The organism is Granulicatella sp. WM01 (genome assembly GCF_004570605.1).
Classification (GTDB): domain Bacteria; phylum Bacillota; class Bacilli; order Lactobacillales; family Aerococcaceae; genus WM01.
This window is the reverse complement of sequence record NZ_SPPB01000021.1, coordinates 1-20,617: the sequence shown is the minus strand read 5'-3', so window position 1 is coordinate 20,617 and position 20,617 is coordinate 1. Positions and strand designations below refer to the sequence as shown.

The window sequence follows — 20,617 nt, the reverse complement described above, 5'->3', positions numbered from 1 at the left end:
GAGTATGATTATATTATAAAGAAGATAAGGAGCGTCTTTATGAAATATTTTGTAACATTTATTTGGGCATTATTAATTAGTCAGGTCACTTTTTATATAGGTGCATCTTTAAATCACACGCAATACAATCCTGTTCACGCTTTTATTTTGGCTATTTTTGCCACAATTTCAGTTGCTATTATCGTTGCAATTCTTCCACCAGTCGCTAAGGATAATTCTGAAAAACATTAAACTATTTTTCTCAACACACATAAAATGACTTTATACAAAATAAAAGTTCTGTATAAAGCCATTTTTTTATATTTTTGAAAAATGCAAATCTCTCTAATCCATTACCGACAACACTTTAAAGCCTAATCATGTTTAGTCTGTATATTTTCCTATTTAGACACGCAATCTCTATTTGAACAAACACGTCTTTGGGACGTATACTTTAATAAGATAAATATTATCAAAGTATACAGACAATAAACACTATTTTACTTGGCATCATCGCTTTATGGTAGAATGCACTCTTCCATAGATTAGGATAAGCGTTCTTTAAAGTCTGCGTATCCAAATTGTTTCACAATAACTGCTTCTCCCTCTTGGGTAAAGGCTGCAATTGTTGGTAGAGGCATGCCATTAAATGTATTATTTTTAACCATAGAATAATGTGCCATATCTGTAAAGACCACTCTATCGCCAATAGTTAACGGTTTATCAAATGAATAATCACCGATAATATCTCCTGCTAAACAAGTCGGACCTCCAAAACGATAGGTATAGGCTTTTTCATTTGGTAAACCTGCACCAATAACTTCTGGTCTATACGGCATTTCTAGTACATCTGGCATGTGACAAGATGCAGACGTATCTAAAATGGCAATATTCATTTCATTGAAATTAATATCAATAACCGTTGCCACTAAAAAACCAGTATTTAAAGCGACTGCTTCTCCAGGTTCCAAATAAACTTGCACGTCATACGTTTTTTTAATACGATTAATTACACGAATTAGACGATCAATGTCATAATCAGCTCTTGTAATATGGTGTCCTCCACCAAAATTAACCCATTTCATTCCATGCAAATATCGACCAAATTTTTCTTCAAAAACTGCTACCGTTTTTTCTAAATCATCTGAATTTTGTTGGCACAACGTATGAAAATGTAAACCGTCCAAATCAGATAAAATACGCTCATCAAAATGTGATAAAGTAGTGCCTAATCTCGAAAATTTAGCACTTGGATCATAAATAGCATGCTCACTAGCTTGTGTTGAAAATTCTGGATTAACACGTAATCCTATTTCGATTCTTTTTCCACTGCTCTCAATTAATGGTTTGTATTGTTTTAATTGCGTAGGTGTATTAAAAACGATATGCTCTACCATTGGTAAAACTGTTTCTATTTCTTGTTTAGTAAATGCAGGAGAAAAAATATGTGTTTCCCCACCAAATTCCTCATAACCTAACCTAGCTTCAAAGCTGCCACTAGCGGTCGTTCCGTCTAAATACTCACGCATTAAAGGATAAAAATAAAACATAGAAAATCCTTTTTGAGCCAATAAAATTTTGCAGCCAGTTTCTTGTTTAACATGTTGTAAAATCTCTAAATTTTTTCGTAATAATGTTTCATCAACAACGTATGCTGGTGACGGTAATACATCAAAGTTCATGCCGCAATTCCTCCAATATGTTTAACTGTTTTTCGGTAAGTTCATGTTTTTCTAGTAAATCGGGTCTTTTAAGAAGTGTCTGACGCAAGCTTTCTCGCTCTTTCCACTCATCAATGAGTTTATGATTTCCACTAATTAACACATCTGGTACACACATGCCTCTGTACTCTCTTGGTCTAGTATATTGAGGGTGTTCCAACAACCCATTGGCATGAGAATCACTTAAAGCTGACTGATTATTGCCTAAAACGTCCGGCAACAAACGTACTGTGGCATCAATCATAACCATGGCTGCCAACTCTCCACCAGTTAATACATAGTCTCCTAATGACACCTCGTCTGTAATATACTGTTTTATTCTAGCATCATAGCCTTCATAATGCCCACAAATAAATATTAATTCATCAGCTTTAGAAAATTCATTCGCTAGATGTTGTGTAAACGGCTTTCCTGATGGATCTAATAAAATCACACGTTGTTTTGGACTCTTAGCGGGTAAATCTATAACAGACTCTAAGGCTTCAACCAATGGCTCTATCTTCAATAACATGCCAACACCCCCACCAAAAGGATAATCATCAACATGCTTTTGCTTATTACGTGCAAATTCTCTAAAGTTGACAATAGATAAATCAATAATATTATTTTCTTGTGCTTTTCCTATAATAGACGCATGCATTGCAGAAAACATTTCTGGAAATAAACTTAATACACTAATCTTCATTAATCAAGCAACCCTTCAATCTCGGCAATCTCTACACGATGGTTTGCTACATCAACAGATAGTACCACATCATTAATATACGGAATTAACGCATCTTTTTTCTGTTTTCTTTGCACAACCCACACATCATTAGACCCTAATTCCAAAATTTCTTTTATGTTACCTATTTTTTCATCTCGGCAAAAAACATCTAAACCAATGATTTCATGATAATAAAATTCATCATCTTCTAACTCATGTAAAAATGACTCATCAACAACTAAATGCATACCTTTATATTGCTCAACATCGTTAATAGACTGATGATTTTCAAAAGTTAATAAGTCAAAATTTTTATGTTTTCGATGACTTTTTACAACTACGTCACCTATTTTCTCATTCTGGTTCACAATAGACAATAATTGCCCCTTTTTATATCGTTCGGCAGCAAAATCCGTAACCGAAATCACACGTACCTCTCCCTTTAAACCTTGTGTATTCACAATTTTTCCTACATGATAAACACTCATCTTTTTTCTCCATTTATTTTCTTATAAAATCATCTTTTTGTTTATGTTTTTATCTAAAAACGCATGAAATCAGTCTGTAGATAGATTTCATGCATTTAGATACTAAAGAAAACTCAATAAACAGCTCTCTATTTAACTTCAAATCAGCTTGTCTTTCTTTTACCATATGACATTTTAATCATGCATGCTCTCGTTTTAAACATTGACAGTAACAGTACCTCTTCAAATAGATTGTCTACTTTCTTATCATTTGCCTGTTTAGTTGTAGAAGCACCATTTTAAACATTGTTACTGACAACACTTCAACACCTTATTTTTGAGTTGGTCTTTTCCTTTTGGACATCCGTTTTTTAGTCACACATGCACCATTTAACACATTGACATCAATGATACTTCAACACCATATTTTAGTTATGTTAATTGTTTTAGCTATTTTCAAGTCCAATTTCACGTTTGACGACATCAGCAATTTTGCTAACATATTCTAAACACAATTCATCTGTTGGTGCTTCTGCCATAATGCGTAATAACGGTTCAGTTCCTGAGGGACGTACTAAAATGCGTCCATCTCCTTGCATGGCTTGTTCAACGTCCTCAACAACTTGTTTAATTGCTGGAACAGACATAGCATTATTTTTGTCACTTACACGTATATTTACCAATAATTGAGGGTAAGTGACTACTTCACTTGCAAGTTCAGATAATGATTTTCCAGTTTGTTTCATCACATTTAGGAGTTGCACACCACTTAAAATACCATCACCAGTTGTGTTTAAATCTAAAAAGATGATATGTCCAGATTGTTCTCCACCTAAATTATAACCATTTTTTCGCATTTCTTCTACAACATATCTATCGCCCACTTGTGTTTTCACAGTTTTCATACCTGATGTCTCAATAGCTTTGTGAAACCCTAAATTACTCATAACGGTAGAAACGATTGTGTCATGTTTTAATAAGCCACACTCTTTTAAATATTTCCCACAAATAAACATAATTTTATCGCCATCAACAATTTGTCCTAACTCATCAACCGCAATTAAGCGATCGCCATCACCGTCAAAAGCTAAACCAACATCAGCTTTTTGCTCTAAAACAAATTGACATAATGCTTCTGGATGTGTTGAGCCAACTTGTTCATTAATATTTAGTCCATTTGGTTTATTTCCTATAACGGCAAAATCTGTTTCTAAATCAGCAAATAAACGATTAATTAATGGTGTTGTCGCACCATTTGCAGTGTCTAAACAAACTTTAATGCCACTCAAATCTGTTTGAACGGTTGAACGCACAAATTCAGTATATTTTAAATGTCCCTCTAAATACATTTCCATAGTGCCAAGTCCTTCTGCACTTGGACGAGGCAGTGTATCTTCTTGTGCATCTAATAATTGTTCAATTTCCAATTCTTGATCATCAGATAATTTAAAGCCATCTGAACCAAAAAATTTAATCCCATTGTCTGGTGCTGGATTGTGTGAAGCTGAAATCATCACACCAGCCGCTACATTTTGCACGCGTGTTAAATAGGCTACTGCTGGAGTAGATACAACACCTAATTGTAATACATCAATTCCAACAGACAATAACCCTGCAATAAGCGATTGTTCTAATAATTGTCCAGAAATGCGTGTATCACGCCCAACTAAAACACGTGGGTGTGCATCATCTTTAGCATGTTGTAACAACACATATCCTCCACATCGCCCTAGTCGAAAAGCTAATTCTGGTGTTAACTCCACATTCGCTAATCCTCTTACTCCGTCTGTTCCAAAATATTTTCCCATAGTATTGCTATTCTCCTTCTGATACTTTTCTTTCAACTTTAATATTTGCTTTAACTTGTTGTGGATTACTAATTGTAATCCCTTGTGGCACTAATACTGTTGCCTCTAATGTTTGTGATTGCGTAATCTGACTAACATTAATCGTTGCCGTGATTTTAGACACTTTTTCCAACTGTTCAGTTGTACCTAACAATGTTAAATCGGACACCGTTTGGCTTTCCACTTTATACGTATAATCATTTTGTTGCCCTGCTAAAACAATTTCAACAGGTACTTTTTTTCCTTTTTGATAGACAGGAACCGTTAAACTAACTTTTTTATCCACATTAACATCTAAAATATTTCCTTGACTATCTTTTACCACAACGGCAACATGAGTTTGAATAAACGATTCTGTTTTAGCTACACCTGAAGATACGTTTGCTGTGACTGTATGCACTTTTTCAATAGCCTCACGACTACCAGTCAGTGTTACTTTTTCAGGCGAAACCGTGACATTTCCCATTTCATATCCGTCGGCAATAATATTTGCATCAATAATCGCATTTACTGCAAATTCTTTTTGCACGCGTTCATCCAATTGAACATTGACCACTCGAGGAACAACACTTCCAGTCACATTACTTGGCAATTTTTTCAATAACAACTGAATTCCTACTTCTCCATTAGGAAATTTGACTAAATCTTCAGTTTCTACTGTTAAGGTTTGATTTGTTAATTGTGCTAATACATTTCTAGGGCCGTCTAAAGAAACAGTGACTTTTTCTGGTAAACCTGAGATATACTTCTCTCCTGAAGAGTCAATAACATGAATTGGAACATCCTCTACGAGTTTGGTTGTCTGAACACTCAACATATTATCATGATTAGTTGTTGAGGAATTCACGCGATTATACACATACGTTGATAACATAATCGCTAATAAAACAGACAAACAGACGCTCACATATTTACTATTCAACCATTTTTCGATGTTATTTCCCTCCTTTACGAAGCATTTTCAACAATGCAGACACATTTTCAAAACGTCTTTGCTTATTATTGCTAATATCTTCTATCAATTCTTCAGTTAATAACGCTTCTAATTGCTCGATAGTCAGTTTTCTGTGTAAAGTTCCTTTATAAGAAACACTAATATCACCTGTTTCTTCTGACACGACAATTGTCAATGCATCTGTATGCTCACTAAGTCCAATAGCTGCTCGATGTCTAGTTCCAAGTTCTTGAGGAATTGATGTATCTTCAGACAAAGGCAACACACAACTAGCCGCTTGAATTTTATGATTTTTAATAATCGTTGCACCGTCATGTAAAGGAGTGTTCGGAATAAATACATTTATCAATAATTGACTTGATAAAAAAGCCTCTAGTTTCACACCAGTATCACTATATGATTTTAGCGAATTTCCCATTTCCAAACTAATTAATGCACCAATGCTACGTTTAGACAAATATTGAACAGCTTTTGACAACTCATCAATGGTTCGCTTTCGAGATGAATAGGGTGATTTCTTTTTCATAAAGAGTTTATTTTGTCCAAGTTGTCCAAGATATAAGCGAATTTCTGGTTGGAAAATAATGATAACGGCTATAACTCCCCAAACAATAACTTGGTCAATAATCCACCCTAGTGTATATAACGTTAAATATTCACTAATTATTTTTATGACAACAATAAACAAGACCCCTTTAAACAAATTCACAACTCGTGTATGTTGAGAAAACGTGATTAGCACGTAAATCAAATATGCTACAATGCCAACATCAATAACTCTCATTATATTTGTCCATGTCAATATACTTTCCATATCTAATTCCTTTACATTATTTTAATATCAGTCCTTTAACATATCCAAAAGAAATTATACCATATTCAGCCACGAGAATAAACGATATTCTTTTTACACACTGTAAACTGCCCCTTTTTATCTAAAAATCAAGTAGGGAATAATTTCTCACCCCTCTCACACCACTGTGCATGCCATTGGGCACACGGCACTTCAATCACCTTTTAATGCATGTCGTTCAAGAGAATAAGCTAAGCAAGAAGAGACTGGGGGAAAAAGTAAAGTTTTAGCCTTTCGATTAAAAGGTGAAAACTGCTTAGAATCCACATTTCTGATGACATCATGATAAGCTGCTTTTTATGTTTAAGAGTTTTTTCCCAGTCCCTTTGCGTACGACATGCCCGTCGTACGCAAAAAAGCAGCCACCTAATGATGACTGCTTTTTTGTATCTGACGACTTATTATATTAAACGATTAATTTTCGTCTTTTTTATTTTTTCTCTTTTTAGCAATGAACAATCCACCAAACATACTCATTACACCTGCTAACGACAATAAATTATTGCCTTTTTCAGAGCCAGTATATGGTAACTGCCCTTGTTTTTTCGTGTTATTGTCTTGTTTTGAATCGTCATCTGAAGATTGTTCGCTTACTTTTTGAGAAACAGGAACATAAACGAATTGAACACTTCCGTCTGGATAAACAATAGCTACTACTACAACTGGATTTCCATGCTCATCAACACTCACTTTATCATCTACAACAATAATAGTGCCCTCAGGAGCATTTGGAACAGTCACTTGACTTGCAATAAGCTCTTGATCTTCTTTAGATAATGGTGCATTCGGAGAAACTGAGCCTTCAATAACTGCTGGCTTAAATTCTGGACGATAAATAGCATTATCTACTTGTTTAACAGGAATGTTAACTGTTACGCTCGTACCGTCTGGATATGTTATTGTTACTTCGACTACTGGGTTACCGTCTTTATCTGCACTGACTTTGTCAGATACACTTACGTTTGTTCCCTCTGGTAGTTTACTTGTATCTACCATATTCTTGATAGCTTCTTTATCCTCTGGACTTAATTGACTACCTGGTTTATCTGAACCCTCAATTAAAACAGTACCCTCTTTAATTGTTGGTGTATTTGCCATATTGTCTTTTTGTTTCACTGGCACATTGATTGTGTCTGTTGTGCCGTCTGGATATGTCACAGTCACCTGAACGACTGGGTTACCGTCTTTATCTGCACTTACTTGATCAGCTGGCGTTAATGTTGTGCCATCTGGTAAGTTGCTTGTATCCACTTTGTCTTTGACAATGGCTTTATCTGCATCACTTAATGGACTTTCTGGTTTGTCTGAACCGTCAATTAATGCTTTACCTGCTGAAATTGCTGGTGTATTTTCTGCATCTTGTTTTAATTGTGGTTCGTTTGTCGCCTTGTCTTTTTGTTTCACTGGCACATTGATTGTGTCTGTTGTGCCGTCTGGATATGTCACAATTACCTCAACAACTGGGTTACCGTCTTTATCTGCACTTACTTTATCAGCTGGCGTTAATGTTGTGCCATCTGGTAAGTTGCTTGTATCCACTTTGTCTTTGACAATGGCTTTATCTGCATCACTTAATGGACTTTCTGGTTTGTCTGAGCCATCAATTAATGCTTTACCTGCTGAAATCTCTGGTGTGTTTTCTGCATCTGGTTTTAATTGTGGTTCGTTTGTCGCCTTGTCTTTTTGTTTCACTGGCACATTGATTGTGTCTGTTGTGCCGTCTGGATATGTCACAATTACCTCAACAACTGGGTTACCGTCTTTATCTGCACTTACTTTATCAGCTGGCGTTAATGTTGTGCCATCTGGTAAGTTGCTTGTATCCACTTTGTCTTTGACAATGGCTTTATCTGCATCACTTAATGGACTTTCTGGTTTGTCTGAGCCATCAATTAATGCTTTACCTGCTGAAATTGCTGGTGTATCCTCTGCATCTTTTTTCAAAATTGGTTCGTTCACTAAGTTTTGTTTACGTCCTAATCCAATTTTTGTAATTGGTGTATCTGCTAAAGGCGTTTTTGTTGCTTCAACACTTACAACAGAATTTAACAACGTATTTTCGCCAGCAGTAGTGAAATTGTACTCAGCTGTATTTGGATTCGTGACATTCACTTTGTACACTTTCCCTGAAACAAGCTCTTCAAACTCTACTGCATTCGTGCCATTTGTCTGTTTTGTGGCAATAACATTGTTATCACTATCTAACAACGTTACCGTAACATCAGCCCAATTTTCCTCATTAGCCTCTTGAGTAGCGTTTCTATCCTCGTCCTTAAACACTTGAACTTTCAATTTACCCAAAGCAAGCTCAATAGTCGTTGTCTTAGCTTTCTCAACAACTGAATGATTTAAAAAGGCTGCTGCATAATAAGGGTTCCACGCAATTGACTTACCGTCCTCTTTTTCCGTAACATCACGCAAAGCAAAACGCAAATGCACATCTTCAGCAAATTTAGCTGGTAACACTTTGCCGTCTTTCACTCTTAAACGCACTAAATTCACTTGCGATAAATCACTTGGATTTGTCGTAAACGTTTCGTTCGCTAACTCTTGTGTATTATGAGTGATTGCCCCTGTTAATTTCGACGCGTCAACTGTAGCGTAGCTAATCTCTAAAATATCTCGTAAAGTTTCCGATGAGTCGGCTAAGTTTAATAATTCTAGCGTATAGTCAAAAGGTTTAGTCCCGTCTTGGAAATTACTTCCCCAGTTTTGTCCTTTCTTAGGAATTGGAATAAACATGTCAATGCCATTAACATCATTAGTTGTTGGATTTTTAATCGCATATTTAATATCTAATGAAGTAGTTTTATCCTTAATGACAAATAATTCTGAAGTGTCATTATATTCTAAATTTGTATCCAATTTAGCACTAGAAGACACATCTAATCTGTCTTGTTTACTTAAACGTAAATAATTTGTTGTCGGTTTATTTGTAAATAATAGCGCATCATTATCCGTTAATTGATACGGATCAACATTATTCACACTTGAAAAACCAATTGTGCTTGTTTGATGGGCAGTTTGAATAAATAACGTTTGGTGATATGGCACGTCAATGGCATCGTCCACTTGGTTATTAATGTATGCCTCAACGGTTAATTTATTCTCTTTAACCCCTGAACCGTATTCTCCTAACCAACCAACGTAACGGTTTAACCCTTGAACATTTGAAAAATCAAGCGTATAAATCGTTTTGCCATCACGTGTCTCCTGTGTTTGCACAAGTTGTTTTGTAATATCTGTATTATTCATTTTAATCACAAAACGATTCACATCTACTTCGCTTGGCAAGACAAGAAAGGCTTTATCCACTTTAGCCAACGATTGATCCTGAGTATAGTCTGATTTCTCATTAAAAGAGTCTATTGTATAACGAATTGAACCACGTTCTGTAAAACGTACCTCTTTTGTGCTGTCCACAAGAACACGTAAATTTGTGGTTGGTGTTCGCATACCTATCTGAAGATTTTGTGGTTCTAATGTGTAATTATGTTCTGGGTCATTAGCATCATAATCCATATCACGTAAAGTCACAATAGCACTTGTTTTAAGCCCAGTAAAATCTTCTTTTAATGTTCCAAACACATTAGATGCACGTTCTATAAAGTGTGCAGTAGATCCTGGATATTCAGCCGGAATTACGCCAATTGGCACAATTGCTTCAGTTAATACATCATCTGGATTTAACCCAAGTGTAGCTAAATCAATAAATACATTGCCTTGTTTATATGTATAAGGTTTTGGGAGTGTCACAGTTTTCCATTCTGGGTGTTGTTTACTTTTGACTTTAACACTTGTCAACGTATCCCCATTATTAATAGTTGTTAATTTTATCCCTTTTACTTCAAAGGATGGATCACTTGGAAAAGCATAATGCAATTCTTTAGCCCGTGTTGGTGTCTTGTCAAAATTCTGAATAAAACGATACCCAAAAGAGCCTAGTCCAGCATAAAGCCCATCACGTGTACTTGAATTTGTCAAAATTGGTATAGTTACGGTCTTTGTAACTGCCGGTATATCCGTTCTTGAAAGACCAATATTTTCATGCTCATTATACTCAAAAACCTGCATTTTTACTGGGATATTATTTTCAATCGTATTACTCGTATAAGCACGTGTCTGAAATGGAGTATCATAATTACGTAATTTTACTTGCGTATTACGTACTCTTGCTGTAAATTCCTCTCCTTTAAACACTGCTCTATCAACAGAAAAGAATACCACTGGGGCAGCATAAGTAGCTTTAGTTGGTTTAGTCAATCTTAAAGTTGTAATAATATTCCCTTGATTATCTGTTGTACTCCCTGCTATTTCATAAACTTCTGCTGCATTACCTGAAAAAGAATGGACTGTAACACCAGCAGGGGTCACTATCTCAAATGTTGTTCCTGCTTCGTACATTAAGGAGGAACGAGTCGTTCCATCCACTATTCTTCCAGCCAAACCGATTGTATGCCCTACTAAATAGCCGTTACGATTATTCGCATTGGCATTTTCTACAGGCACACTATAATTGGTTCTATGGAGTACTGGAAGAGCTAACTCATAATTAGCCTCAATACTCATGTAATTTAAGCTATTGCTTTCTCTCACATTTTGTCCATTAAATTCTCCACTACTCAAAACAGAAATCGGTGTGTCTGCTTCAATCCCTTCACGTGAACCATTGATTGCACCATCTGCTGACATACCTTTTAATAAAGCATTAATATCACTATTTACAATTAATGGCACACGCAAGGACACTGCTGAATCATTCACACGATATACCACTTTTTGTTTTGTTTTAACTTTTTCAGAGAATTTATAGGCACTACCATCTAATGATGTTAAGGTTTCAGTTGCTTGAGGAGCAGAAACACTTGCTAGTGTTTTAATTGTTTCATTTGTTTCACCAGTTCCTTCAACTCCAGTAGTTTTAGTATCATCAGCAAATGTTAAAAATCGACCTAATGTCAATTCAATTTGCTTATTTGTCATTCCCTCTGGGAACACAACTTCCATCGTAATATTCATATTTTGTCCAGTGCTACTACGATAAATACTATTTTCATCTAATTTATTGCCAGCTGCATCATAGAAATTAATTTTCATTTGAGTAGACTCTGGCACACTTCTAAACGCCGAACGACTCTCCCCAACCTTCTCAGGTGCCACAGTAGTGCTTTCTACACCTTTCTCATCTCTTACCGGTTCTACAGATGTCGAACTTTTTTCTAGTGTTGCTGCTGCTTTCTCAACATCACTTTTAGCTTTCAAACGATACGTCACAATACGACTTTCCGATTTACTCAAGCTCACTCGTTGCTCTTTATCTTGAGCTAAAGTATACTGCTTCAACTCATCGGCACTATCCATTTCGCTAGCCGTCTCAACGATGTCAACATGTTCTTGCCCTTGTGCTAAAGGCACCGATTTTCTAATGGAATACACAATCCCGTTCGTTTCTGCATCAACATGACGCACATGCTCAGTGTCCTGCGCATGTACTGAATTCGGTACAAGTGGTAACAACGTCCCTAATAAAACGCTCGCTGCACCAAAGTGATATTTCCGAATAGAAAAACGCTGCTTAGCACCATACCAATCAAACGATTTAGTTTGTCTATTATGTTTTCTTCTTTTGTACATAATAATCTCCTTTTTCTTTTTATTTCTATCACACATCAAGGCATTACTGTACAAAAGTAGTAAAAAACACGCACGTATACTTAACTCTACGCACTCTATTCATACCCAAAATTTCTATACATACCCTTAATGTATATAGACATACTTGTTCCATTATATATATATATATATATATTGTCCAGCTTTTTTAATCTCTTTCAATATATCCAACCCCATTGGAAAACAAGAGTAAATTTATACAGTAGAATGTACGTGAGATATTCTAACATACTACATAAATTTCTCTTGATTACATATAAAATATATAACAAAACCTTTCCTATAGTTTATTATATATACATCAATCTTGTCTAGTGTTTTATTAAAAAAAACTGATTTTTCTAAAAATTATGCGTATTTTCTCTGTAGAAATTGACGGAAAATAGATACTGCATACGGTGGAACTGGTGCCGACAATTATAAAAAAATCTTTTGACATAGTGCCGTTGTGTAAAAAACAGCGTGGAACTGATTCTAACAAAAAAAGACAGTGAGATGAAAAAGATAATCCACTGGAACTGATACCATAAAAATGACGCATGCCACGCATAGCACAGAAACAGTGCCAGCATAATATAAAAAATCAGCAGAACTTGTGCTTTCACCGATAAGAGAAACCGATAAAAAGCAGAATACGCAAAAAAGTCCATAAATTATTAGTCAACTGTTTACTAGCTTCATCTGATAGTCATGCTTGCATGTAAATCTGCCTTTCTTTATGGTCATTTTTTCAGGTTACAACAAAATAATATTAAACTTGTTTAACTTTTTCGGTAAAAAATAGTTTTGTAATTCTTCATTTGAAATATCCAGTACCTTTTGCATGTCTAAAATTTCTACATTATCAAAATGCTTACGGTTATTTAATTTATGATAGAAACTTACGCCACTCATTATTTAACTTTTTATAAAAATTTGTATTTGTTCCAAATTTTTCAACAATACGTCCACGCAACTTACAATAATCACATGCATGGTACTCTCCCCTTGTCTATCGTTAAACTTATTTAACCACTCGTATATTACATTTATTTTTATCTTTTCAACTACTTTGTTAATTTTTTTAAACTCTCTTTAAAACCAACTTGTATAATCGTTAAAAATAGTTTACTATATATGAAAGGAGTTAATTAGTATGAATATGGGTGAAAGAATAGTATATGCATTAAAACATAAGGGGATAACCCCAGCGGAATTGTCTAGACGCACAAAAATTAGTAAATCCTCACTCAGTCAATACATCAATAATAAAGTTAATCCAAAACAAGACAACCTATACTTAATAGCTAAAACGTTAGATATAAATTTATTATGGTTGTTAGGTGTTGAAAACGAGCCTTTAACAAAGACATCTAATAACACTATTGATTTAATAATAGAAACTGCCGAACAACTAACATCAAAACGACAAACGTCGGTGTTAGAGTTCACCAGAAAGCAACTAGAAGAACAAAACAGTAAAACAACCACTAGCACGAACACATTCACATTAGAGGATAGCAATATATCATACATGTCCAGCTACAATTTTGTATATGTAACTGAAACGATCGCCACTGGTATTAGTGTCGCTTACGGGGATAACGAAGCTACACTATATAAGACAGATAGATTTGACTTAAAAAATTACGATTTTGCTACTTTGGTTCATGGCGACAGCATGGAACCGAAATATAGGAATGGCGATATTGTACTAATTAAGAGTGGATACGACAACGTCAACGGTGCTGTATACGTGGTAGATTATGCTGGAAAGAGTTTCCTTAAACGTGTATTTTTTGAAGGAAACAGATTGCGTTTAGTGTCATACAATCATCAATACAAAGATATTTATATCGATTTGCCGATTGATGATGACGTTTATTTAAATATTATTGGTAAAGTTATAGACAGTTTTACACCTATTTACGATTAAAGGAGGAAATACAATGACAACTAAAGAAGAAATGCACTTATTGATTGATGAAATGAGTGACACAACCGTAACAAAATTAATGAATTTATACTATATACTGATAGATGATGAAAAATACGATGAAAACGGCAATGTGGTTGTTGATGAATTTTATCAAAAATTATTAGATGAAATCACTCAAGAAAAAGATGATGAAGTATACACTCAAGACGAAGTCATGGCAATTTTGGGGTTGAATTTATGAAAAAGATAATATATAAAAAACAAGCATTAACATTTCTAGCCAAGCAAAATGCGACAACTCAAGTACGCATTATTAGTGCTATCAACAACTTACCTCTAGGCAATGTAAAAAGTATGGTCGGTACACCGTTTAAACGGTTACGTATTGGCGATTTCAGAGTAATCTTTTCAGATGACGGCACAATATACACTATTTTAAAAATTGGCAATCGTGGAGATGTCTATAAATAATCTTTCATTAATTCAAAAAAACAATAAAACTGAATTAAGTTGTTATCGTTTGTATAAGGGTGTCACTAGTAATTACATCGTTATATAAAAAATGGGATTTTCGGCAAATTATGTTGGTAAGTAACTTTAATACCTAAAAATAGGGTTAATGTCCTTTCGCTACCAACCCTATTTATTATAGAACCTCTTTTTTATTCACCAACACGATTTATTGTACACCCTTTTAAAACAGGCTTTCTTTTTCTTTATACACTTCCTCTAAAACAGTATACATTTGACTTGCTTCATCTTTCTTAGTCGTATCAACAATTTTATCAATACGAACTTTCAGCGTCTTTGTTCCAAATTCAATCGTCAATTCATCGCCAACTTTCACAAGACTGCTTGATTTAGCCACTTTTTGATTAATAAAAATCCGCTCTTTATCCGCCACTTCTTTAGCAACCGTTCTCCGTTTAATAATCCGAGATACCTTTAAAAATTTATCTAATCGCATACCTTTCCTCTCACTCACCTTTCTTAATCTCTTGCCATAAAGCGTCCAATTCCTCAACACTCTTAACAACCACACCGTCAAACACATGCGGATGCCGTCTCCTAATTTTCTTATTTAACTCCTCTAGGACTTCTTCTAAAGAGAAATACCCCTCTGTTTCAGCAACGCTTGTTTGAAAAAGAACTTGCCAAAGAACATCGCCTAATTCTTCAATAATATGTGCGTCATCTTCTTGTTGGATAGCCTCAATTAATTCTTGCGTTTCTTCTTGTAAATATGGAATTAAACTATCCAAAGTTTGCTCACGTAACCAAATATCTTTTTGAATAATCTCGTCCATATAATATTGCAAAGTCTGAAAAGAGGCTTTTGCCTCATCTCTTTCCATGGCAGGTACAAACAAAGTCGTTAAATTATATGCCCCCTCATCAATACGATCAATTTCATATAAACGCACCCATTCCACATGCTCGTCACGTGTTCCTGCTCCATGCACTAGTGCTACTTTATAATCATCTGGGTATCTTTCCATTAATGCTAATTTCACATCACTTGCCACATACGCATTAAAAACTTGCATAATCATAATGGCTTGCGTCAATACTAAATCGTCGATTGAAAAGTCGAGAGCATCAACTAATTGGAAGCCATTAATCATATCGACTTGCACAGCCTGTAATAAATCATCTACAAAACTTTTCCCACCAATCACATCAACCTGAACATCTTCCCTTTTTAATAATTGCTGCACAACCGTCTCCGCTACCATAGGATGACCCGGAACGGCATACAGCACACGTGATTGCTGATTGGCTAAGGAAACTAATTTTTCTATAATAGTGGCATAAACGTCCTCAAAAGTGTCTACGGCTTCATAAATAGCGTCAAAACTCTCATAAGTCAACCCCTCATTTTCCAAAGTTGACACAACTGGGTGTTCTGCCGTACGCAAATACACACACTCCTTGTCACTTATAGCTTGACGCAAACGTTTATAAACACCCAAGGGCATTTGATCCAATTCACCTGCCCCTAAACCAATAATTTGTATAGTTGGTTTCATCTCTTATCTTCCTTAACTTTTATATGATAAAAAAGAAGTAAGTATGCACTTACTCCTCAAAATTTTCTTGTGTTCCATTAATCGTTAAACGCACACGTTTGTTTCCTTTATCTTTCACACTATACAAAATTGTACGAATGGCATGTGCAACACGTCCTTGACGACCGATAACACGTCCAACATCTTGCTGATTCAATACTAAATGATATTCCATAAATTCAGATGTTTCTTCAATACGTACAGTAATGTCTTGTGGATATTCTACAAGTGGTTTAACCATAGATAATAATAAATTTTCAATATTTGGCATAGGACAATCTCCTTTCCATTATAAAATATTGTAACTATTTACTAAATTTTGATTCGTGGAATTTTTTCATCACGCCAGCTTGTGACAACAAGTTACGCACTGTATCACTTGGTTGAGCACCGTTACCTAACCATTTTAAAGCTGCTTCTTCATTAATATTTACTTGTGCTGGTTCTGTTAATGGATTGTATGTTCCAACTGTTTCAATGAAACGACCATCACGTGGAGATCTAGAATCTGCTACAACAATACGGTAGAAAGGTGCTTTTTTAGATCCCATACGTTTTAAACGAATTTTTACTGCCATAATTTTTTGCCTCCTAATGTATATTACCTACGTAGTATAACAAACACATTTCTACGTGTCAAGTATTTTTTCTTTACAGGCTAATAAAAATATTCCTTACCCACATTTTCATTTTTTATTGCATATTCTTCTTTCTATAATATAGATATTCTCTATTTTTTAATATCATTATGATTGGAAATATTATTGTTGTCATATTGGTACCAGTTCTATCATATCATGATAACTTTTAGGTTTGTGTGCTTTCGTCATATTATATCAATCGTTTGGATTATGGTGAGAGTTTATATAACATCTGATTTTTTATGTGCTTTTTCTAAAATCATTTATTTTTTGTGGTATTACTTTTCTAAAATTATTCTGGTTTTTGAATACGCACTTTGCATAACTGTCTTTTTTTTTGTATGGTGCTTTCTTATCATATCGTCCAAATTTTTTAATACGACTTTAGTTTACATAATAGAGGGTTTTTGATAACACCTCCTTACAAATAGCCAATCTGTTATATAGTGCTTTCTTCATATTGTATCACCTCTTAGAACATGGTGGGAGTTTACATAATATCTGATTTTATGCTTCTTTCTCAAAATCATCTTATATTTTTGCTATGCAATTTTCTACATTTTTTGTCATACACTTCTCTACAATTATCTTTATTTTTTGGTACGCACTTTATATAACTATCCTAATGTAGTGAAACAAATTGTATGAAAACAAAAAAACGTGTGGATAAATCCACACATTTTTTTATCTATGCTACATTAGTTTTGAAACAATTTTAAATACTCTCCATAACCCTGTTCTTCTAATTCTGATACAGGAACAAATCGTAAAGCAGCTGAATTAATACAGTACCGTAATCCCCCTAATTCTTCCAAACCATCTTCAAAAACATGTCCTAAATGAGAATCAGCTTTAGCACTACGAACTTCTATTCTTGTTCTGGCTAATTTGTTATCAATATGTTCGGTTACACTAGGAACACTTATTGGTTTTGAAAATGACGGCCAGCCACAACCAGCATCATACTTATCTAATGAACTAAATAGCGGCTCACCACTAACAACATCTACATAAATTCCCGCCTCAAAAAAATCGTCATACTCTCCACTAAATGGACGTTCTGTTGCCGAATTTTGTGTTACCTCATATTGAATAGGTGTTAAACGTTCTTTTAATTCTTTTTTATTCACTTCCATGACTTTCACTTCCTCATTTAATATAATGCATTTTCTGATAACTTTGACTTTGATACCGCATTGCAAGAATTAGCCCTACTCCAATCATATTGACACTCAATGCCGATCCCCCTTGGGAAATGAATGGTAGGGGGATACCTGTTAAAGGCAACAAGCCAACATTCATGCCTACATTTTCAAAAATATGAAAAGTTATCATTGAAATGACGCCAACACATATATATGTATAAAATTCATTTTTGGTATCAAAGCACGTTTTGATCATTTGATAAATTAATGTAAAATACACCAAAATAACAAAAAACGTCCCAATAAACCCAGTATTTTCGCCAATCGTTGAAAAAATCATATCTGACTCTCTAACTGGAACATGTAAATTTGATACACCTATCCCTTTTCCAAACATGCCACCTGTTGCAATAGCTAAAATAGCATTGCTCACTTGATAAGAGCCGTCTGTTGTTGAATCAAAAGGTTTTAACCACGCATCAATCCGTGTAAATTGATAACTTTTAACACCCAACATTTCTAAAAATTCTCTATGATAAATAGCCAAATATAAGATTAATCCACTAAACAACATCATAAAAGCAAATAGTGGAACTAATATTTTTGCAGATATTCCTGACATTAAAACTACTCCACAAACAATAGCAAGTAATACTAATGTTGTTCCCAAATCATTTTCTAAAATAACCAGTATAAGCACCGGAATAGAAAACGCAGCAATTTTTAATAAAAGCTGTAAATCTGTAGTAAGATTTTTTTTCTTTCTATACATTAAGTTATGCATCGTGACGAGACGGGCAAGCATTAAGATGAGTGCAATCTTAGAAAATTCCGAAGGTTGAAAACTCAAAGGTCCAATGACAAACCAACTTCTCGCCCCAAAATTTGCAGCCGTTGTTTTATCGTATAAAAATAATACGGCAACAAGTAATATTAAGGCAGCACCATATCCTAATGGCACCAATTTCCATAATAATTTTGAATCAATTTGCATAATGACAACGATACACAATGCTCCAAAAACATACCACACTAAATGCATGAAAACTGGTTGCAAAGAACTGCCATTAATTATTACCGAAGTTGCGTATAATGAAATCATACTTACAACAAATAAAATAAATATTGATAAAATAATGCCGTAATCTATGCGTGTGTTTTCTAACATATTTTCATTTTTTCTCATGTTCATGCCTCATTTCTAAAGTATTCATTGTAAAATGTTTTGAATAATATTTATGAGTTACCCATTTTTCTTCATATAATCGCTCTTTAATGAATGGTATATATTTATAATCATAATATAACACATTTATCCATGCTCCAAATAAAATAACCATGGAAATAAGGTATAACCATAATATTAACACAATAAATATGCCTATTGTTCCGTCTGTTAATGCTGATGACGTTGCAAAAGAAATGTAAACTGAATAGGCTTGGGATGCCACTAAAATACCAATGGTTGAAAAAATGGCACCCGGTAATACAAAACGCAACTTCCATTTCACATTTGGCATAACATAATAAATTGCGCCTAGAACAGTAGCTAAAATAACAGATGCCACAATCCATTTGAAATGGTCAAAAATGACATCTATACCCTCTCGAATTAATGTAAATTCTTGCATCAATCGTAAAATGGATCCACCATAAGCTAACATCAATCCAACAAACACAATTAAAAAGATGAATAGACATGACATAAACAATGACATCAATCGCATGATAATAACATTTTGACGTGGTTTCGTGTTGTAGATAGAACAAAACACACGTTGCATCACATTAAACGCTTGCGAACTAGACCATAGGGCAACAATAACCCCAAAAGATAGCGAACTACTGCTATACGAATTCAAATAGCTTGTTAACATCGTTTCAATAATCTGCCTAACATTATTTGGTAAAATGGTATCTAAATAAGTCATCAAATCGGCTGAACTAATTGGCAACAAAGGAATAAGATTACTAACAATCAATAATAGCGGCACTAAAGACATTAATAAATAAAACGCTAATTGGGCAGACTGTGCACCAATATCAACTCTTTGTATACTATATTTGATCGTTTGATATACCCTTTTACAGAACGATTTCACAAAAAGCCCTCCTTATTTGATAGACTCTATTATAACAAATCACAACTTAAAAATCAGCTATAATACTGTACCTTTTTTCATAGACACCTAAATCCTAAAAAGTGCCTTGCCATACCCCCTGCTCTTTCTAATATATACAAAAAATTTTATGGATTAAACAATGCCTCCCCTTTGTTGTACGGCACGTAGGAACATTTGATGCTATCAACTAAACCTACTCATATTAATACATCTATAATGCTATACGCTTAATCAAAAACATTCGCTTAGCATTGATTAAACTGAATAGTATTTGTTTGGAATTTATAAAGAAGTATGTTATAATACATTTAAAAGGGAACAAGCATAACTTGTTCCCCCTGTAGAACCGTTTAAGACGGTGGCTCTTTGGGTTAAAAAATAACCGTATCTAAGCCAAAGATAAGACGGTTATTTTTTATTGTCTTTATTACAGTATACAGCAATTGCAATCATTACACTAACTAATGAAACAATTAATATTCCAAAGTCAATGGCTAATTGCAGTGCTTCTGCTACTGAC

The 20,617-nt window shown here is 34.4% G+C and carries 18 protein-coding genes; 4 read left to right on the top strand and 14 right to left on the bottom strand.

What is annotated here, in order from left to right; translation table 11 throughout:
• Nucleotides 1-39 precede the first annotated feature (39 nt).
• Nucleotides 40-231, top strand: a complete 192-nt coding sequence (locus E4T68_RS04240; protein WP_135124456.1) for a YjzD family protein — start codon at nucleotides 40-42, stop codon at nucleotides 229-231.
• A gap of 293 nt (nucleotides 232-524) precedes the next feature.
• Here E4T68_RS04240 and nspC read toward each other — a convergent pair whose 3' ends face one another.
• From nspC to E4T68_RS04205, 7 genes are all read right to left on the bottom strand, one after another.
• Nucleotides 525-1,661: a carboxynorspermidine decarboxylase gene (gene nspC / locus E4T68_RS04235; protein ID WP_135124454.1), complete on the bottom strand. Its 1,137-nt coding sequence runs from the start codon at nucleotides 1,659-1,661 to the stop codon at nucleotides 525-527.
• Entirely contained in the window at nucleotides 1,651-2,385 is a 735-nt protein-coding gene (trmD, locus tag E4T68_RS04230; RefSeq protein ID WP_135124452.1) for a tRNA (guanosine(37)-N1)-methyltransferase TrmD, read from the bottom strand. The genes nspC and trmD overlap by 11 nt, the downstream gene beginning before the upstream one ends.
• On the bottom strand, nucleotides 2,385-2,894 hold the full coding sequence (gene rimM, locus E4T68_RS04225) for a ribosome maturation factor RimM (protein ID WP_135124450.1): 510 nt from the start codon (nucleotides 2,892-2,894) through the stop codon (nucleotides 2,385-2,387). The genes trmD and rimM overlap by 1 nt, the downstream gene beginning before the upstream one ends.
• A 425-nt stretch (nucleotides 2,895-3,319) precedes the next feature.
• A complete protein-coding gene (glmM, locus tag E4T68_RS04220; protein ID WP_135124448.1) occupies nucleotides 3,320-4,681 on the bottom strand; it encodes a phosphoglucosamine mutase in 1,362 nt (453 codons plus the stop codon).
• A gap of 7 nt (nucleotides 4,682-4,688) precedes the next feature.
• Nucleotides 4,689-5,615, bottom strand: a complete 927-nt coding sequence (locus E4T68_RS04215; protein WP_135124446.1) for a YbbR-like domain-containing protein — start codon at nucleotides 5,613-5,615, stop codon at nucleotides 4,689-4,691.
• A gap of 40 nt (nucleotides 5,616-5,655) precedes the next feature.
• Nucleotides 5,656-6,489, bottom strand: coding sequence for a diadenylate cyclase CdaA (cdaA, locus tag E4T68_RS04210; protein ID WP_135124444.1), 834 nt, complete (start codon nucleotides 6,487-6,489; stop codon nucleotides 5,656-5,658).
• Nucleotides 6,490-6,942: 453 nt separating this feature from the next.
• Nucleotides 6,943-12,162 (bottom strand): Rib/alpha-like domain-containing protein, encoded by a 5,220-nt coding sequence (locus tag E4T68_RS04205; RefSeq protein WP_167753807.1) that lies wholly within the window; start codon nucleotides 12,160-12,162, stop codon nucleotides 6,943-6,945.
• A 1,174-nt stretch (nucleotides 12,163-13,336) separates the two neighbouring features.
• Here E4T68_RS04205 and E4T68_RS04200 point away from each other — a divergent pair.
• From E4T68_RS04200 to E4T68_RS04190, 3 genes are read left to right on the top strand one after another with little or no spacing between them, the layout of a single operon-like run.
• Nucleotides 13,337-14,116, top strand: coding sequence for an XRE family transcriptional regulator (locus E4T68_RS04200; protein ID WP_135124440.1), 780 nt, complete (start codon nucleotides 13,337-13,339; stop codon nucleotides 14,114-14,116).
• Nucleotides 14,117-14,129: 13 nt separating this feature from the next.
• Nucleotides 14,130-14,360, top strand: coding sequence for a hypothetical protein (locus E4T68_RS04195; protein WP_135124438.1), 231 nt, complete (start codon nucleotides 14,130-14,132; stop codon nucleotides 14,358-14,360).
• Nucleotides 14,357-14,590: a type II toxin-antitoxin system RelE/ParE family toxin gene (locus E4T68_RS04190; protein WP_135124436.1), complete on the top strand. Its 234-nt coding sequence runs from the start codon at nucleotides 14,357-14,359 to the stop codon at nucleotides 14,588-14,590. The genes E4T68_RS04195 and E4T68_RS04190 overlap by 4 nt, the downstream gene beginning before the upstream one ends.
• A gap of 223 nt (nucleotides 14,591-14,813) precedes the next feature.
• Here E4T68_RS04190 and E4T68_RS04185 read toward each other — a convergent pair whose 3' ends face one another.
• From E4T68_RS04185 to E4T68_RS04155, 7 genes are all read right to left on the bottom strand, one after another.
• Nucleotides 14,814-15,086, bottom strand: a complete 273-nt coding sequence (locus E4T68_RS04185; RefSeq protein WP_135124434.1) for an RNA-binding S4 domain-containing protein — start codon at nucleotides 15,084-15,086, stop codon at nucleotides 14,814-14,816.
• Nucleotides 15,087-15,096: 10 nt separating this feature from the next.
• On the bottom strand, nucleotides 15,097-16,149 hold the full coding sequence (locus E4T68_RS04180) for a MazG nucleotide pyrophosphohydrolase domain-containing protein (RefSeq protein ID WP_135124432.1): 1,053 nt from the start codon (nucleotides 16,147-16,149) through the stop codon (nucleotides 15,097-15,099).
• A 49-nt stretch (nucleotides 16,150-16,198) separates the two neighbouring features.
• Nucleotides 16,199-16,459 (bottom strand): KH domain-containing protein, encoded by a 261-nt coding sequence (locus tag E4T68_RS04175; protein WP_135124430.1) that lies wholly within the window; start codon nucleotides 16,457-16,459, stop codon nucleotides 16,199-16,201.
• A 34-nt stretch (nucleotides 16,460-16,493) separates the two neighbouring features.
• Nucleotides 16,494-16,766, bottom strand: coding sequence for a 30S ribosomal protein S16 (rpsP, locus tag E4T68_RS04170; RefSeq protein ID WP_135124428.1), 273 nt, complete (start codon nucleotides 16,764-16,766; stop codon nucleotides 16,494-16,496).
• Between the two features lie 761 nt (nucleotides 16,767-17,527).
• A complete protein-coding gene (gene msrB, locus E4T68_RS04165; RefSeq protein ID WP_135124426.1) occupies nucleotides 17,528-17,965 on the bottom strand; it encodes a peptide-methionine (R)-S-oxide reductase MsrB in 438 nt (145 codons plus the stop codon).
• A 13-nt stretch (nucleotides 17,966-17,978) separates the two neighbouring features.
• Nucleotides 17,979-19,160: an FtsW/RodA/SpoVE family cell cycle protein gene (locus E4T68_RS04160; protein WP_370543843.1), complete on the bottom strand. Its 1,182-nt coding sequence runs from the start codon at nucleotides 19,158-19,160 to the stop codon at nucleotides 17,979-17,981.
• Nucleotides 19,147-20,076, bottom strand: a complete 930-nt coding sequence (locus tag E4T68_RS04155) for a YihY/virulence factor BrkB family protein (RefSeq protein ID WP_135124422.1) — start codon at nucleotides 20,074-20,076, stop codon at nucleotides 19,147-19,149. Before E4T68_RS04155 ends, E4T68_RS04160 begins: the two co-directional genes overlap by 14 nt.
• Between the last annotated feature and the right edge of the window lie 541 nt (nucleotides 20,077-20,617).